Source organism: Dyadobacter crusticola DSM 16708 (genome assembly GCF_000701505.1).
GTDB lineage: Bacteria > Bacteroidota > Bacteroidia > Cytophagales > Spirosomataceae > Dyadobacter > Dyadobacter crusticola.
This window is the reverse complement of sequence record NZ_JNJB01000024.1, coordinates 1-15,692: the sequence shown is the minus strand read 5'-3', so window position 1 is coordinate 15,692 and position 15,692 is coordinate 1. Positions and strand designations below refer to the sequence as shown.

The 15,692-nt window shown below is 45.7% G+C and carries 17 protein-coding genes; 8 read left to right on the top strand and 9 right to left on the bottom strand.

The genetic code is table 11. The annotated features are described in order from the left end of the window. Positions 1 to 143 precede the first annotated feature (143 nt). A complete protein-coding gene (locus tag Q369_RS0121040) occupies positions 144 to 1,088 on the top strand; it encodes a 3-oxoacyl-ACP synthase III family protein (protein WP_031529729.1) in 945 nt (314 codons plus the stop codon). Positions 1,089 to 1,163: 75 nt separating this feature from the next. Here Q369_RS0121040 and Q369_RS0121035 read toward each other — a convergent pair whose 3' ends face one another. After that, entirely contained in the window at positions 1,164 to 3,158 is a 1,995-nt protein-coding gene (locus Q369_RS0121035) for a M1 family metallopeptidase (RefSeq protein ID WP_031529728.1), read from the bottom strand. Positions 3,159 to 3,292: 134 nt separating this feature from the next. On the opposite strand from Q369_RS0121035, the gene meaB reads away from it, so the two are divergent. Next, positions 3,293 to 4,279 carry a methylmalonyl Co-A mutase-associated GTPase MeaB gene (gene meaB / locus Q369_RS0121030; protein WP_031529727.1) on the top strand — a complete coding sequence of 329 codons (987 nt, stop codon included), beginning with the start codon at positions 3,293 to 3,295 and terminating at the stop codon, positions 4,277 to 4,279. A 101-nt stretch (positions 4,280 to 4,380) separates the two neighbouring features. Then, a complete protein-coding gene (locus Q369_RS0121025; RefSeq protein ID WP_031529726.1) occupies positions 4,381 to 4,863 on the top strand; it encodes a lipocalin-like domain-containing protein in 483 nt (160 codons plus the stop codon). Between the two features lie 56 nt (positions 4,864 to 4,919). On the opposite strand, the gene Q369_RS0121020 is transcribed toward Q369_RS0121025, so the two are convergent. Further along, on the bottom strand, positions 4,920 to 5,354 hold the full coding sequence (locus Q369_RS0121020; protein WP_031529725.1) for a YybH family protein: 435 nt from the start codon (positions 5,352 to 5,354) through the stop codon (positions 4,920 to 4,922). A 224-nt stretch (positions 5,355 to 5,578) separates the two neighbouring features. Here Q369_RS0121020 and Q369_RS0121010 point away from each other — a divergent pair, with 224 nt between their 5' ends. Beyond that, positions 5,579 to 6,454 carry a diacylglycerol/lipid kinase family protein gene (locus tag Q369_RS0121010; protein WP_031529724.1) on the top strand — a complete coding sequence of 292 codons (876 nt, stop codon included), beginning with the start codon at positions 5,579 to 5,581 and terminating at the stop codon, positions 6,452 to 6,454. A gap of 33 nt (positions 6,455 to 6,487) precedes the next feature. Then, on the top strand, positions 6,488 to 6,820 hold the full coding sequence (locus Q369_RS0121005) for a translation initiation factor (RefSeq protein ID WP_031529723.1): 333 nt from the start codon (positions 6,488 to 6,490) through the stop codon (positions 6,818 to 6,820). A 12-nt stretch (positions 6,821 to 6,832) separates the two neighbouring features. On the opposite strand, the gene Q369_RS0121000 is transcribed toward Q369_RS0121005, so the two are convergent. Both Q369_RS0121000 and Q369_RS0120995 read right to left on the bottom strand, forming a co-directional pair. Beyond that, positions 6,833 to 7,285, bottom strand: coding sequence for a DUF8785 domain-containing protein (locus Q369_RS0121000; RefSeq protein WP_031529722.1), 453 nt, complete (start codon positions 7,283 to 7,285; stop codon positions 6,833 to 6,835). 61 nt (positions 7,286 to 7,346) lie between these two features. Then, the gene (locus Q369_RS0120995; RefSeq protein WP_031529721.1) at positions 7,347 to 8,588 is read right to left on the bottom strand and encodes an ABC transporter permease; all 1,242 of its coding nucleotides are present in this window, start codon (positions 8,586 to 8,588) and stop codon (positions 7,347 to 7,349) included. A gap of 128 nt (positions 8,589 to 8,716) precedes the next feature. Here Q369_RS0120995 and ggt point away from each other — a divergent pair, with 128 nt between their 5' ends. Further along, positions 8,717 to 10,483: a gamma-glutamyltransferase gene (gene ggt / locus Q369_RS0120990; protein WP_031529720.1), complete on the top strand. Its 1,767-nt coding sequence runs from the start codon at positions 8,717 to 8,719 to the stop codon at positions 10,481 to 10,483. 109 nt (positions 10,484 to 10,592) lie between these two features. Beyond that, complete coding sequence (locus Q369_RS0120985; RefSeq protein ID WP_031529719.1) at positions 10,593 to 11,942, top strand: hypothetical protein; 1,350 nt, start codon at positions 10,593 to 10,595, stop codon at positions 11,940 to 11,942. Positions 11,943 to 11,946: 4 nt separating this feature from the next. Here Q369_RS0120985 and Q369_RS0120980 read toward each other — a convergent pair whose 3' ends face one another. After that, positions 11,947 to 12,453, bottom strand: a complete 507-nt coding sequence (locus Q369_RS0120980) for a cupin domain-containing protein (RefSeq protein WP_031529718.1) — start codon at positions 12,451 to 12,453, stop codon at positions 11,947 to 11,949. 131 nt (positions 12,454 to 12,584) lie between these two features. Here Q369_RS0120980 and nudK point away from each other — a divergent pair, with 131 nt between their 5' ends. Next, a complete protein-coding gene (gene nudK / locus Q369_RS0120975) occupies positions 12,585 to 13,181 on the top strand; it encodes a GDP-mannose pyrophosphatase NudK (protein WP_031529717.1) in 597 nt (198 codons plus the stop codon). A gap of 52 nt (positions 13,182 to 13,233) precedes the next feature. Here nudK and Q369_RS0120970 read toward each other — a convergent pair whose 3' ends face one another. From Q369_RS0120970 to Q369_RS0120955, 4 genes are all read right to left on the bottom strand, one after another. Next, positions 13,234 to 13,569 carry a YtxH domain-containing protein gene (locus Q369_RS0120970; protein WP_031529716.1) on the bottom strand — a complete coding sequence of 112 codons (336 nt, stop codon included), beginning with the start codon at positions 13,567 to 13,569 and terminating at the stop codon, positions 13,234 to 13,236. Positions 13,570 to 13,694: 125 nt separating this feature from the next. Continuing rightward, entirely contained in the window at positions 13,695 to 14,342 is a 648-nt protein-coding gene (locus Q369_RS0120965; protein ID WP_229206909.1) for an SIMPL domain-containing protein, read from the bottom strand. A gap of 276 nt (positions 14,343 to 14,618) precedes the next feature. Continuing rightward, positions 14,619 to 15,053 (bottom strand): MarR family winged helix-turn-helix transcriptional regulator, encoded by a 435-nt coding sequence (locus tag Q369_RS0120960; RefSeq protein WP_031529714.1) that lies wholly within the window; start codon positions 15,051 to 15,053, stop codon positions 14,619 to 14,621. A 351-nt stretch (positions 15,054 to 15,404) separates the two neighbouring features. Continuing rightward, on the bottom strand, positions 15,405 to 15,692 hold a 288-nt coding region (locus Q369_RS0120955), incomplete at its 5' end, for an integrase core domain-containing protein (protein WP_035333744.1).

Sequence of the window (15,692 nt, the reverse complement as noted above, 5' to 3'; positions counted from 1 at the left end):
AAGATCTCAGTTGAAGGAGCTGGTTATTATAATTTTATAAATTTACTATTGAATTGTTCAAATATTTAGTACTACGATTTCTATGAAATATTTAACTTTCGGAATCAAAAAGAATCGTAGTTTGCGGAGTCAACTTCTCAATCATGTATATTAATACAGTTAGTCATTATTTGCCAAGCGAAGTTATTGGTAATGAATATTTTACAAATCTCAACAACCTGTCCAACGAATGGATTGTAGAACGGACCGGAATCTCAGAAAGACGTAAGGCATCAGCGGAAGAGAATACTTCCACAATGGCAATTAAGGCGGTTGAATCACTACTTGAAAATATTCCTTACAGTAAAAACGAAATAGACCTTATTATCGGCGCTACTTATACGCCATACGATACCATTGTCACGCTTGCTCACGCAGTACAGCACCAGTTGCAAATTCCGGACATTCCCGTTTTAAGCATTTCCTCTGCCTGCTCTTCGCTGCTTAATGCGATTGAGATTGTAGAAGGCTATTTCGCGCTTGGCAAAGCTTCCAAAGCGTTGGTGGTGGTTTCGGACCATAATACTGCATACTACAATGAAATGGATACAGTTTCCGGTCATTTATGGGGCGATGGAGCGTCGGCGCTGCTGATTTCCAAAGAGCGCCAGACTGATTCGGATATGCATATCAAGAAGATCATCACCGGCGGAGCGGCTACCAGCGGGAAAGCCATTGAAGCGGTGGTACTCCGGCCCAATGACCGCGGCGTAATTATGCCTTTCGGCCGCGACGTGTTCCAGAATGCGTGTATTTATATGCCAAAGGTCAGCCAGCAGGTACTGCACGCGTGCGGACTTACGATTGACGATCTCGACTACCTGATCCCGCACCAGGCTAATCACCGGATCAGCCTCAATGTGATCAATACACTTGGTATTCCGGTGGAGAAGCTGATCTCCAACATTCAGTATCTTGGAAATACGGGCTGTGCAGGCTGCGCGATTGCTTTATCTGAGAATAAGGATAAGTTTAAAAAAGGAGAAAATATTGTGGTAACTGTTTTCGGCGGAGGATACTCTTACGGGGCAATGCTGGTTACTATCTGATATAAAGACATTAAAAAAGCCTTCCGACGGAACAAGTTGTTCAATCGGAAGGCTTTTTTGTTACTGCAAACCCTCTTAGTTCACCTCAGGCTCAGCAAACATTTGCGGCTTCCATACATTGTTCGAAGGATTGATATCCGGCAATGCATGCTCCGGGTCAATCGTTACTGACCGGATTGCCTGCTGGGTAGGTGCTTTGAAAGTCCACGTTCCGCCTCTTTGCCAGATTTCAACAGGCAGTTCAATGCGTGTTTTCTTTCCACTTACCTCTTCAATGTCAATCTTCGCTGGCATTGCCCATTGATCCAGGTTTTCAATTGTAATGAAAGAGCCACGTTGTGGGTTTTGCTCTACGTAGCTAACACTTTTTACGCTCTGGTCGAGCTTGTAGTTCTCAAAAAACCAGCCTTTCCAGAACCAGCCCAGGTCTTCGCCCGCTGCATCTTCCATTGTACGGAAAAAGTCGTAGGGAGTCGGATGTTTGAATGCCCAACGCTGAACATATACTTTGAATGCATAATCAAACCGCTCCTTGCCTAATACCTGCTCACGCAACATTTTAAGACCAAGCCCTGGTTTCAGGTAAGCTTCCCAGCCAAGATTCTGCGCCTGAACAACATCAGGAATAGTCATAATTGGATCAGCCTTCTTTCTGTAAATGAGCGGCGCCAACTGGTGCAGGTCATTCATCTGCGTCGTTTTATATTCGCCATTATTGAAGTTGTCGCCGGAAAGGAAGTTGATGAATGTATTAAAACCTTCATCCATCCACGCATATTTACGCTCGTTGTTTCCCACGATCATCGGGAACCAGTTATGCCCGAACTCGTGGTCTGTTACTCCCCAAAGATCATCTTTGCGGCTTTTGCTGCTGCAAAATACAATGCCCGGATACTCCATTCCTCCTACGATACCGCCCACGTTGGTAGCAACGGGGTAAGTGTATTCATGAACATAGCTGGAATAAAACTCAATGCAGCCTTTTACATATTCCGTAGAGCGGCCCCAGCCGTCCAACCCACCATCCTCTGCAGGATATACCGACTGTGCCAATGCAGTTTTTCCTTTCGGTAAATTCATCCGCGCTGCATCCCAAACGAATGCTTTTGAAGTTGCCCAGGCGATATCACGCGCCTGCAGACAACGGAAACGCCAGGTTAATGTACCCGATTGTTTCGGTCTTGTGGACGGATTTGAAACCTCTTCTGCCGATCGGATCATAACAGTCTGATCACTCTTAGCTGCATTTGCCAACCTTGTTCTTTGCTCGGCTGTCAATACCTCGCCCGGGTTCAGCAGCTCTCCAGATCCCACTACGATATGGTCCCAGGGCACAGTTACATTGTATTCAAAATCCCCGTATTCCAGGTAAAACTCACCCGCACCCAGGTAAGGCAACAGGTTCCAGCCTTCTATGTCGTCAAAAACAGCTACACGAGGGTACCATTGCGCCATTTCGTACACGATACCATTTTTCGTTTCCAATGTTCCCATGCGATCAGAACCGTATTCGGGAATTTTGAATGAGTAAGCGATTCTGATTTTAATCACGTCTCCATTCGCTTTCACCGGATTTTTCAGGCGGATCTGCATGCGGGTGTCGGTGATCTTGTAGTCGGCTTCCACAAACTTGTCTTTGCCTTGCTGAACCGTTACAGTTGTAATCGAGTCACCCCCATTGAACCCTGTGTTCCCAAATCTTCCGCCGGTTACCGGAGTTGTTTTACCGCCTCTGGATTGTTCGCTAAACGCATTCTGATCCAGTTGCAGCCAGATAAATTCGAGATTTTCAGGACTGTTGTTCTTGTAAGTCAGCTCCACGTCCCCGCTTACGGTTCCTTTCGCCTCATCGAGCGCGACATTGATTTTGTAGTCGGCTTTATTCTGCCAGTATTTAGGCCCCGGCGCGCCGCTGCCTGTGCGGTACTCGTTACCGGGCTGAAAGTTGAACAGCGGGTGAAACAATACATGTGCGTCATAAGCCCCTTTCCCAGCCTCCTGTGCACTTGCGCTAAAAAAGCCCAGACTGCTTATCGCAAGCAAGCCCAAACGAATTATCGAAATTCTCATTCTGATCAATAAAATTGGAAATTATAGAATTGAAAACGACCAAGATACGCCTTTTCGCCTTTTCTCATATAAAAAGTTTAATTTTCGGCGACGAACGACATACCTCCCCCGAGGCGGTATTTTAATCATTAATTATGCGGGAGCGCCTTTCTTCAGAAGCTTACGTGAATGGTATCCTGGCTGGCGACCGCATTATCCTGAGCCGCGCCATTACGGTTATCGAAAGCCGACTCTACGAGGACAGGGATCTGGCGCATTCCATTCTCCAGAGCGTTTTGCCGCATTCCGGAAATGCGTTGCGCGTTGGAATAACGGGGGTACCGGGTGTTGGAAAAAGTACGCTGATTGAAGCACTCGGAATGCACCTTACCAAATTGGGAAACCACGTAGCTGTGCTTACGGTAGATCCGACCAGCTCAAAAACCGGCGGCAGCATCCTGGGCGATAAAACCAGAATGGAAGAACTGGTCCGAAATCCGATGGCATTTATCCGTCCGTCTGCAACAGGCTTATCGCTCGGTGGCGTTGCACGGAACACCCGGGAAGCGATGATCCTGTGTGAGGCAGCTGGCTACAATGTTATATTGGTAGAAACTGTCGGTGTGGGACAATCGGAAATTCTGGTAAAAGGCATGACTGACTTTTTCCTGCTGCTTACATTGCCCGGCGCAGGCGACGAGTTACAGGGGATCAAAAAAGGGATTATGGAAATGGTTGATGCCATTGCGGTCAACAAGGCTGACGTGAACAACGCACAGCAAATAGATGCCGCGATTTCTGATTACCAGAATGCAATGCATTTGATGCCGGCGACCAGCTCCGGTGTGCCGGTGAAGATAATGTCGTGCTCGGCACTCGAAAACAGCGGGATCGGGGAGATCTGGGATGTAGTAACCGGGTTTGAAGCGATAACCCGGCAAAGCGGCTATTTTGCAAAAAACCGTGAATTACAGCAAGTAAACTGGATGCACGAAATGATCCGGCAGATAATCGAAGATCGTTTTTACCAAAACAGCAATGTAAAAAGCCAGCTTTCCGATTTTGAAGAAGTTGTTAAAAGCGGGAAAATGCTTCCTGTCAAAGCAGCCGAAAGCCTGATTGACTTATGGTTGAAGAGCTAATTTTTCCGCTTCACCCTTAAAAATCCTGGGCAAAAGCATCTTTAAGCTAAGTTTGGACGTTAAACTTATCAAATCTCTACTGATTACTTTATCCTAATACCATGAAAATCACTCATTACGTTACCAAAACGTTGTATTTTGTAATGCTGGCGCTCGCCCTGACCGTAGCTGCCTGCAAAGATGACAAAGACCCCGAAGCCGAGCCTGTCGATGATAACCCGATTGTAGGTACCTGGCAGCTGACCGCAATTACGCCCGAACCGGGCGCGCCACCTATTTCGAACATCGAGCAGATCAAAGCACTAGTGCCATGTATTTTTGAGATGAAGCTGACCTTCAATGCAAACAATACTATCTCAACAGCCGATTGCCCGATAGCAGTCACTGCAATTGGCACTTTCGTACCTGTGGGTACCAATGCAAAATGGAAGGTTAACGGCGATAAACTTACGTTAACAGAGGGAAATGTGTCAGAAGAACTTAAGATCACGCAGACGCCAACAGATCTTACAGTTGTTGTAAATACAAATGCAGACGCTACAAAGCCACCCGTTAATGCGCTGCTTATTTTTAAGAGAGTGTAAGAAAGCTAGTTTTTCAAAATAACAGAGGCCGGGCATCAACCCGGCTTCTGTTATTTTTAGCCGCTTGTATGATCGCAGATGATCAACCACTTTCCTTGTATTTTCTTAAAAAGCAAAGTGTAGTGGCCTTCAAGATCGCCTTTCTCCGGTCTTGTTAAATGGAATTTACCTACCACAAATGCAACGCCCGGTCCTGGAAACGAGAAATTCAGAAAGGTGAATTTCAGCTTACCCATTGTGGCTTTGTCCGGATAGCTCTTCATGTAGCGCTCGTAAGTTGCTTTATACCCGTAGGTAACGCCTGCTTTTCCCACAAACATCAGCGAGTCAGAATTCCAGTACCCATTCATAAAGGACTTGATATTCCCCTGGTTCCAGTCCGCTTCCTGCTGCCTGAGTATCGCCAGTACTTCTTCCTTATCCTTGTCCGACTGGGCCGAGACAATGGTGCAGGTAGCAAGCAGGATGAGTGTAAAAAGCCAGTTTCTCATATTTTTTGCGGATTTTTGTAAAACGGTTTTCATTAGTCCAATATAATGAAAGATTTGATTGGCGAAGACCAGTAGCATTTACAAGACCGTAATTCGCAGGAATGGGAAAGTTCAATGATCTTTTCAGCAAGATTGACAGGCAGAAATACCCATTTATCGATGGTATTTACTACCTGTTCATTATCGTTTTTCTACTTATACTTTTCTTATTCTTCGCCTGATCAGTGGCTCGCTCCTATCTCTTTATTTTAAATCCAAACTCGGGCACTTCAACCGGCAAAAGGACTGACTACATTACTTCCCGGATTCAATCGATCGCGGACAGAAATGACAGTAATGCAGAAATCCTCTTTACCGAAGGCCGGGCACACGCCACGCAGCTTGTAAAAGAGCACGTCAATCAGCAGGATTGGGCGGGTATCGTGGCAGTGGGCGGAGATGGTACTATCAACGAAATTGCACAGCCGCTCGTGGGCAGTGAAACGCCGGTTGGTATTATCCCGTTAGGTTCCGGAAACGGCCTGGCCAGGCATCTGGGCATTCCTATCTCACTGGAAAGGTCTCTTCAGAAGCTTTTTACGGGCAAGCAGATTGTCATTGACACTGCAACCCTCAATGATATACCCTTTTTCTGCACGGCAGGAATGGGCTTTGATGCATACGTTGGCCACCTTTTCAGTCAGCAGAAAATGCGGGGACTGGCTACTTATGTCAATGTTTCCTTTCGTTCCTACTGGCGTTACAGACCTCAGAGCTTTAAGTTGAATGGGGTAAAAACCAATGCATTTTCTATCTCATTTGCCAATGCAGGACAGTTTGGTAACAATGCGTGGGTAGCTCCGCAGGCTAATTTGCAGGATGGAATGCTGGATATCTGCACGATCAAACCTTTTCCAAAATGGTACGGTACCTCGCTCGCCTATCAGCTTTTTACAAAACAGATGAAAGCGTCGCGTTTTATCGACTATCAAAGTGCTACACACGCTGTGATCGAGACCGAAGTACCGCCGATGATCCATTATGACGGCGAGCCGCTGCAACTCACGACTGCGCGCATTGAAGTCAATATCAAACCTAAAAGTCTGCGTGTGATTGTTTAAATTCACATTCAAACAGGAATTCAGTTTTTAAAAATGTCAAAAAAGAACCGCTCCGGGATTATCTATTCAACCAATCCCGATTTCGAGTTTAATGATGCCGACGATGAGGCTGAGACTTTGCCGCCTAATCAGCAGGACCTGCGGGTTTGGCTGGAAAGAAAAGGCGGGGGGAAAGTGAGCACGGTTGTAAAAGGTTATACAGGCAAAATATCTGACCTGGAAGCCCTGGGCAAGCTGCTCAAAAACCTCTGCGGAAGCGGAGGAACGGTAAAGGACCACGAAGTGCAGATCCAGGGCGACCACCGCGACAAGGTAATTACCTCGCTGACCAGCAAAGGATACAAAGCAAAAAAAGCCGGAGGTTAGTCCGGCTTTGCATTAAAGTACTTCGTTTGTGTCGATTTCAGTTGGCGAAGGTAAAGGTTCTGTCTGCGGCTGATTATCTGGCGCAACAGATCGTGAGGCACCGAGCACCTCTACATTGGTCACAAAATATTTGGTATCCCCGTTCCAGGGTAAAGTGAAGAACTTCTCTTCGTAAGTCAGCGACACGCGGTGGCCATTTTTGATCGCTTCTTCCAGCTTTGAGATCGCGTCTTTATTCTTCGCACTTACAGAAAAGACCCATTCCGACGAGTTCATTGTTCCGTCGCCTTCGTAAAGCCCGCCCATTCTGAGCTCACCTTCATAAGTTTTGAACAAATATCCCTTATTGCTGAGCTTGGTAATAAAGCCGCCCCGTTTTCCTTCGCTGTAATATCCGAACGTGAGATAGTATAAGATTCCAAAGATAATCGCCAGAAAAATCGCGAATATGACCCATTTACGCATAAGTGTGAAATTCAGTGTTTATGATGAAAGCTAACTTCGGAAAACCGTTTGATTTTTCCTATTATTTCGCCCTGATTGCGATTACAGGATCCATTCTGGCTGCAAGCATAGCGGGGATAATTCCTGAAAGCACGCCGATTATGCTGGACACCGTGAGTCCAAGCAGGATATTACCGGGCGTCAGCAGGATTTCAAGCGAACCCATTGGGACAAAGGACATCAGGTAAACCAGAAAAATCCCGACTAATCCGCCCACCAGACTTAGCATCACTGCTTCAAACAAAAACTGAAAGAGAATGGAATAGTTCTTCGCACCGAGTGATTTTTGAATGCCGATCAAGTTTGTTCTTTCTTTAACCGAAACAAACATAATGTTGGCTATCCCGAATCCTCCCACCAGAATGGAGAAGCTGCCGATTACCCAGCCTGCAACGGTCAGTACTGCGAACAGTCCCGCAATTGCCTGCGCTGCTGCTTCGGGTCGGTTGAGCGAGAAATTATTTCCTTCACGTGGCTTGATGCCGCGCTTGGTCCGCATTAAGCCGGTTATCTCAGCTTCAACCTCCTGCATTCCTTCATCTTCTGGAAATCCTTTGACGACGATATCAGCACTCCTGCGGCCCGACTGGAACAACTTTGAAAATGCGGTAAAAGGGATAATGCAGTTCTTGTCGGGACTACCGCCAAAATCGACGAGGCTCTCCCCTTTTTTCACCTGCACACCAACAATCGTAAATTTGTTACCTGCGAGCTTGAACGGCTTTCCAATCGCGTCCTGCCCCGGATACAGCGCGGCAGCAATGTCGGCACCTACCACAGCCACATTCCTTGCATTGTTTGTTTCCAGCGGAATGAAATAGCGCCCTGTGGCAATGGGAATTTCAGAGATCTGGTTGTACTCGAAAGAAACACCCTGGATTTGGGCATTAATGCTGTTTGAGCCGTTTTTAAGGATTGTATTTCCCTTGAAATCCATCACAGCTACTGCGCTGGCACTTTCGAGGTTGTCGTACAAATATTTGTATTCGGCATAAGTTGGCTCCGGCCACTGGAAGTATTTCCACCATTGGTATTCCCCACCGAAGCCCCACGGCCATTTTTGAACATAAATTACTTTGTCGCCGATGAAGCTCATGCTGTCTTTGATGCTCCTCTCCAGGGAATCCACAATGGTAAAAACGGCAACAATTGCGAAAATGCCGACTGTAACCCCAAGCAGGGAAAGGATTGTTCGTGTAATATTCGACTTCAAAGCCTGCCAGGCAAACCTGAAACTTTCTAAAACCTGTCGTAAAAATTTCATAATCACAGTCGGGACATATTCAATTCAAAAGTTAACTGTTAAGGCTCTGATCCTGAAATAAATTGTTACAAAAGGTAAGAAAAACGGTCTGATTTGATATCTTACAACACTAACCTTTCACTCCTGCTATGCAAAAACACTATACATTCTTCATTGTTTTCTGTTTCGTTTCCTGGTTTGCAGCTGCTCAAAAACCAGTTCAGGAATCTACCGGCTTTTACCAGTTCCTATCCGACGATCCGAATCAAAAACCTTTTTTCAGTGATAGAAAAGGCGTTTTCGCAAAAAATGGTATGGTTGCTTCTGCGCATCCGGAAGCATCAAAGGTGGGAGTCGAGATACTGAAAGCAGGGGGAAATGCGGTCGATGCGGCAGTAGCTGTACAGTTTGCACTGGCGGTAGTGCACCCTTCTGCAGGGAACCTCGGCGGCGGCGGATTTCTGGTGCTGCGCGACAAAACCGGTAAAAGTTACAGCATTGATTTCCGTGAAAAAGCGCCTGCAAAAGGGCATGCAGATATGTACCTCGACAAAGACGGGAACATCATTCCAAAAGCAAGTACGCTGGGCCGGCTTGCTTCCGGTGTGCCCGGCTCGGTAGCCGGAATGGCAGAGGCGCACGCCAAATATGGAAAGCTGCCATGGAAGCAGGTTTTGCAACCCGCCATTGACCTGGCTATGCATGGAGTTGTGCAAACAGAGCGGGAGGCACGCGGCTTGAATGCGATCAAACAAGATGTGGAAACACTGAACCCGGGCACAAAATACTTTCTTAATCCAACCGGCAAGGAATGGGCAACAGGCGATATCCTGGTTCAAACGGATTTGGGTAAAGTGTTGAAAAGAATTCAGAAAAAGGGACGTGATGGTTTTTACAAAGGCAAAACAGCCCGACTGATCGTCAGAGATATCAACAAAAACGGCGAAGGAATTATCAGTAAAAAAGACCTGGCCGACTACCATGCGCAATGGCGGGAAACAATAACTGAAAGCTATAAAGACTATAAAGTGATCACCATGGCGCCTCCTTCGAGCGGCGGAATTGCATTGGTCCAGCTGATGCGCCTCACCGAACCATTTCCACTAAGAAAATGGGGCTGGCACTCCGATTCCACGATCCAGGTGATGATCGAGGCGGAGAGAAGAGTTTATGCCGATCGGGCCAAGTTTTTGGGCGATCCCGATTTTGTAAGAGTGCCGCAGGAAACCTTGATGAACAAAGAATACCTGGCCAGCCGCTGGGCAGATTTCAACTGGAATAAAGCAACTGTCAGCAAGGATATCAAAGGCGGTACATTTCCTGGGTACGAAAGTCTGGAAACCACGCACTTTTCGGTTGTGGACAAAGAGGGAAATGCCGTTTCACTCACTACTACATTGAATGGAGGTTACGGAAGCCGGGTTGTAATTAAAGGCGGCGGATTTTTCATGAATAATGAAATGGATGATTTTAGCGTTAAAGCCGGCGCGCCGAATATGTACGGACTGATCGGCAACAAAGCCAATGCGATTGCACCTGGTAAGCGAATGCTCTCCTCGATGACCCCGACTATCATAGAAAAGGACGGAAAGCTCTTCATGGTAGTAGGTACCCCCGGCGGTTCGACGATCATTACTTCTGTTTACCAAACCATATTGAACGTGATAGAGCACGGAATGACAATGCAGCAATCTGTGAATGCATCAAAATTCCATCATCAGTGGCTTCCGGACAAAACCACTTTCGAGGCCAATGCATTTTCCGAAGGAGCAATCAAAAAATTACAGGATAAGGGATATATACTTGAACAACAACGGAACACAATCGGCCGAATGGACTGTATCCTCGTCTTACCCGACAGAACCCTGGAAGGCGGATCCGATCCCCGCGGCGACGATACCAGCGTTGGTTACTGAGTAAACGCGATCAGGCGGCTTAGAGATTATTTAGAATTAATTGCAATTTGTCTGTAATAAGACCTAAATTCGAGTGAATGGAGTAACCATTTGTTTATTCGTTTTTGCCATGAAAAAGTCCATTTACCTGATACTTCTGCTAGCCGGTCTTTGCTCAGGATGTAAGAAAGAGAAAGATCCTGAAATCGGGCCGAAACCTGAGCCGGAAACCGAGAATCCGACCAAAGCAGGAGAATTCCTGAAAGGTCTGACTGTGACGGGTGCACAGCAAATCACCTTTGATTCGACTTCCAAAAGCTATATGGTAAGTCTGCCCGACACTTACAGCGAGGAACAGGCAGAAGTTAAATTATCCCTGCATTCCAACATCGGACTGGTGAACCAGAGTGGTGAAATCACCAAGGACAGCATTATCCGCTTCGCTTACCGGGGAGTTGGGCCGCTGGTATTCGAGCTGCGGGAGAAAGCCAATCGCGGCAACTTCTTCTTCAATGTGTATTTCAATTTTTCGGGCAAACCCAATATCACATTACTTAGTAAAGAGTTGCCGATCAGCTCGCTAGGAATTATTTTTCCGCTTCGTTTTGAGGCCAAAATGGGTAGTATTCCGTCAAGTCCAAATCAGGCCGGCCCTATTTTGCGCATTACCAATCCTAAAACCGGCTTTTCGACCGAAACAGTAGTGTACGATATAGAAGGCCAAATTGGATTGGAAAAGGCCGAAACGCTGCTGACCTCTGATCTGCATCGACTGGAAATTTTATTTTACAACCAGGAACCAGTGGTTTTTGAAGGGATTAAATTCATCCGCGACGCGCCGGTAGTTACAGTTTGGCCTTCTTATAAATTCCAGTATACAAGAAAAGATACCATTAGCGCCAATGGTGGAATCTTCATTCCGCAAGAAAAGTATACCGTAACCTTTTCAAGCGACTTTCTCGAAAAACCTGTAACAGCAGCAATGCGGGTGAATGATCACTCTAAAATTTCACTTGACAAGATTCCTGCTAATTTGGAAGAAGGCGCCTACCTCGTTTCATTCTATGAAAAAGACAAACTAATTGGGAAGAGCAGTGTCTACCTGGGCAACTTCGAAACCAACTGTCTCGAAACGATCTGGAAAGGAAGCATTGAAAAAACGCTTGAGAGAAATACACTGCCCCTTTTACTTAACAAAGGCGATATATTTTACGCAAAATCACAGCCTCTTGATTATGGTTCAGGCAGTACCGATTTCGATGTAAATCGTCTGCCCAGACTCCGCTTGAAATCAGCTGCAAAAACAGTCGATCTTGCCCCGGAGCTCATAGTCTTCAACTGGTTGATAGCAGGATTCAGTTATTCACTTGGCAAGTATAAGATCCCAGCTGATCTGCCTGCTGGCAAATACACGGTCACCGGAGTTTATACAAACCGGTACGAGTCAAAGCCTTATTGGTCAAAAATGGAAGTTAAATAGCAGCTCAAATTCTGGTCAGCTCGGCGATTAATGTATGAAATTCGGGATACTCGAACTGTAACTCCACTCGATCTGCCATTTCAAAATCCCTGAAATCAAAGCCGGGCGCTACGGTACAACCCACCAGCGAATAGGAACTTCCGGCGGCAGGCCGCGAGCCGAACCAGGCTCCTGCGGGAACTACTGCCTGGAATGTTTCTCCATTTTCGGGATCATTTCCCAACCTGATTATATGTAGCTTTTTGGTTTTTGGTTCAATAACAAAAATCTCCAAAGCCTCCCCTGCATAAAAATGCCACATTTCGTCCGACTTAATCCGATGAAATGCGGAAAAATGATGCGCATCGAGCAAGAAGTAAATGCCTGTACTCACCGTCCTGTCGCCCCCAAACCGCGCAGGTAGTGCCTCGGAACTTATCACATCTTTCGCGCGGTAAGTCTCCGCATAAAACCCACCCTCAGGATGTGGTTGCAACTGGTATTTCTCTACCCAATATTCAAGAGGCTTCATAATTGTTATAGTAAGTAGCTCCTAAACTAACTGGAAAGCAGTCCGCCGCCAAATAATCAATTGCATTTGTCAGTTCTGATCAATTCTTTTACATTTGATCATTATTAATCAATTTTAATCAAAACTGTTCAATGGAGAATTCAAAAGTTAAATTGGTCAATGAAGAGGTACTGTCTGACAACTGGTACACATTGCGGAAGTACACATTTGATTATCAGGGTAAAAACGGGGATTGGGAACGCCAGAGCCGCGAAGCTTATGACCGTGGAAATGGAGCCACTATCTTGTTATACAATGTTGAAAAACAAACCGTTATCCTTACCAACCAATTCCGTCTTCCGACTTACACCAATGGAAATCCATCGGGAATGCTGATCGAAGCGTGTGCCGGTTTGCTGGACAAAGACAATCCGGAAGACTGCATTATCAGAGAAACCGAGGAAGAAACCGGCTACAAGCTCAGTTCTGTGCGCAAAATATTTGAAGCTTATATGTCGCCTGGCTCAGTAACTGAAATCCTGTATTTTTTTGTAGGTGAATATTCTGACGAAATGAAGGTGAGCGAAGGCGGCGGCGCAGATGGTGAGCAGGAGAACATTGAAGTAATGGAAGTCCCGTTTACAGAAGCCGTGGAGATGATTTCGCGCGGCGAGATCAGAGACGCAAAAACAATCATGCTAATCCAGTACGCGCAGATCAACAACCTGCTAAAAAACAATGCAGCTTAAAGTAGCGCGGTGCCGGCTTCAAGCTGCATTGTCAATATCCTATTCTGTTATCCTACGAAATGGGATCCGGAATAGGTGTGTTCTCGGGAGTGGCGGTGGTAGTGGAAGCTTCCTTGTTCCCGACAAATTTTTCGTAAAGATCTTTCAGAAATGATTCCACATCAGGAAAATTCCCTTTGAGCGACTCCGCTCCTTTGGTTTTTAGCTCTTCAAAGTACTCGGGAGCTTTATCAATTGCGCCCTCGGCCTCTGCTTTGAGACTATTCGCTTTCGTTTTAAGATCTTCCAAAAGCTTTTCTCCCTCTTCGGATTGAAGATACTTGTGTGCTGCAACTCCTGCTGCGGCGCCAAGAATGAATGTGGCCAGATGTTTTGAATTGATGCCCATGGTTTCCAGTTACTTAGTTTAGCTTGATTTAAATAACTATTTCTAAATGTACCGGGAGAGTTGCTCCGGTGGAGTGTTACCACCAAAAAATTATGCCTGCAAGAAGCAGGCATAAAACCGAGGATTTACTTGATTTCAAATGCAGCCTGCATCCGGTAGCTGATTTTGATCTTCTGATATTGCACATCGCTTTCAGTAACTGCATCAGCCGACTCCGCTGACATAGCGCGCATATTGGCTTTCGCAAACATGGGCTGCGGAAAGTAAAGGTTTTCATCAAGCTCCTTAATTTCCAGCACGCGGCCAAGCTTCTGGTCCAAAGATGCCACCAGGTATTCAGCCTTCTCTTTCGCTGCTTTCAATGCGTCAATCTTTACCTGCTTTTTGAATTCTTCCTTCTTGGAGTGATCTACGCGCGCAACATTTGCATAGTTAACCCCGCGGCTTTCAACCTTTGACATAATAACGTCAAGCTTTTCGGCACTGCTCACTTTCAGCTCATATTGCTTGCTTTCCAGGAAAGTAGCTGGCTTTTTCTTCTTATCAACATATTCCTGATAACCACCTACGCCGCTGATCGACAGACTTTCTTTCGGTAGCCCTGCATCTGCAATCGCTTTCACAAGCTGCTTCTCCAAAGTACTGATCACAACTTTATCCTTCTGGTTTTTTTCATCTTGATAATACTCGCGCAGCGAAATGTTGAAGTAGATCTCATCCGGCACTACCTCGATTTCGGCGAAGCCGGCTACTTCGATATTAGGTACCTGCATTAGTTGTTCAGTTTTTACCTGTGAGAACGCGGGGGACAACATTACTGCAGATAATAGAAAGCTGGCTAAAAATGCTTTTTTCATGGCTTTAAAAAAATGAAAATGAATTAAAAATGAACGTTGGGACAATCACAATGTAAAAGTGTTTTGTGTCTCAACGCAGGTTAGATGCTTTATTGTTGCCAAAGTTTAAGCAAATCAGGCTTTGTTGTAAAATAAAAATGGAAGATCGTCCATAACAGGATAACCTTCCATTTGAGTACGGAACGAGATATTTCAGGTAAAGTTCTGATAGATAGAGTCCATTATCCTAACAAAGTGCTGATAGTCTGAATCATTAAGACTTCCCCATCCTTTTCTTCTGATGTCCGCTACAATGGGAAAAGCCTGGTTGTAAATAGACTGTCCGTGCTTTGTTAAAAAAAGATTGAATTTTCTCCGGTCCCCTGCTGCCGGGCCGCGTTCCACCAATCCTTTCTTTTCGAGCAGATCAATGATTCTGGTGACAGTCGGTGGATCTTTGAATGTCATTTCCGCAAGTTCATTCTGGCTCACTCCCTGCTTTCTGAATATATGGTCGATAAGTACCCATTGATCAACTGTCAAATCGAAACCTGCTTCTGTCAACTGTTTTTGTAAGGCGTTGCGAATTTTTTTGATAGTCGTGTCTATTTTAAAAAAATAGGCACGGTGATCGGAGTGATGTGTCATGTAGAGTACAAGTTGAAGTTTAGCTATTGAGTACGTCAAAGTTATAAGTCTCCCCAACTATTCGTCTACTAATAATTGCAGGGAAAAATGGCAGAGCACAAACAACTTTTTCCAGCAACCTTCCCGTTCGTACTCTGCTTCTCGCCGGCAGCTAATTCCCGCCCTCCGCAGCTATAAAACTATTTTGTTAATCCTAGAAATAATAGAACATTTCACCCAATCTAGTTGGCTTCATTACAAACTTATTCCTTCTACTTATGCATCGATACTTTACGGTTTTCGCAACAATTATGTTTCCAGTAATTCTTCTTTTCTGCCTGTGTGCAAGTCCTGCTGTAAGTGCCCCGTTTTTCAGACAGTCATTTGTTGTTGAATTACTTTTTTCACCAGCAACTCCTTCCACTCAAATGGGGTCAAATTGCCCAGTCCTTCGTGCGGCCGTCGCTGATTATATTCTTCGATCCACTCAGCTGTTAGTTGCCTGACCTGATCCAGGTCAAAGAACAAATATGCGTCTAATACTGCTTCCCGATACAGTCGGTTAAATCGTTCGATATAGCCGTTTTGAGTTGGCTTCCCCGGCTGTATATACCTAGTTTCAATGCCTTTCTCCTCACACCAGATTGCAAAATCTTTGGA

What these genes read in the sequence shown, in the direction of transcription:
- ggt (WP_031529720.1), top strand. Translation starts at nt 8,717, where the DNA reads ATGCAAAAACACTATACATTCTTCATTGTTTTCTGTTTCGTTTCCTGG.
- Q369_RS0121040 (WP_031529729.1), top strand. Translation starts at nt 144, where the DNA reads ATGTATATTAATACAGTTAGTCATTATTTGCCAAGCGAAGTTATTGGT.
- meaB (WP_031529727.1), top strand. Translation starts at nt 3,293, where the DNA reads ATGCGGGAGCGCCTTTCTTCAGAAGCTTACGTGAATGGTATCCTGGCT.
- Q369_RS0120970 (WP_031529716.1), bottom strand. Translation starts at nt 13,569, where the DNA reads ATGGGCATCAATTCAAAACATCTGGCCACATTCATTCTTGGCGCCGCA.
- Q369_RS0121005 (WP_031529723.1), top strand. Translation starts at nt 6,488, where the DNA reads ATGTCAAAAAAGAACCGCTCCGGGATTATCTATTCAACCAATCCCGAT.
- Q369_RS0120995 (WP_031529721.1), bottom strand. Translation starts at nt 8,588, where the DNA reads ATGAAATTTTTACGACAGGTTTTAGAAAGTTTCAGGTTTGCCTGGCAG.
- Q369_RS0120980 (WP_031529718.1), bottom strand. Translation starts at nt 12,453, where the DNA reads ATGAAGCCTCTTGAATATTGGGTAGAGAAATACCAGTTGCAACCACAT.
- Q369_RS0121000 (WP_031529722.1), bottom strand. Translation starts at nt 7,285, where the DNA reads ATGCGTAAATGGGTCATATTCGCGATTTTTCTGGCGATTATCTTTGGA.
- Q369_RS0120960 (WP_031529714.1), bottom strand. Translation starts at nt 15,053, where the DNA reads ATGACACATCACTCCGATCACCGTGCCTATTTTTTTAAAATAGACACG.
- Q369_RS0120965 (WP_229206909.1), bottom strand. Translation starts at nt 14,342, where the DNA reads ATGCAGGTACCTAATATCGAAGTAGCCGGCTTCGCCGAAATCGAGGTA.
- Q369_RS0121035 (WP_031529728.1), bottom strand. Translation starts at nt 3,158, where the DNA reads ATGAGAATTTCGATAATTCGTTTGGGCTTGCTTGCGATAAGCAGTCTG.
- Q369_RS0121025 (WP_031529726.1), top strand. Translation starts at nt 4,381, where the DNA reads ATGAAAATCACTCATTACGTTACCAAAACGTTGTATTTTGTAATGCTG.
- Q369_RS0120985 (WP_031529719.1), top strand. Translation starts at nt 10,593, where the DNA reads ATGAAAAAGTCCATTTACCTGATACTTCTGCTAGCCGGTCTTTGCTCA.
- Q369_RS0121020 (WP_031529725.1), bottom strand. Translation starts at nt 5,354, where the DNA reads ATGAGAAACTGGCTTTTTACACTCATCCTGCTTGCTACCTGCACCATT.
- nudK (WP_031529717.1), top strand. Translation starts at nt 12,585, where the DNA reads ATGGAGAATTCAAAAGTTAAATTGGTCAATGAAGAGGTACTGTCTGAC.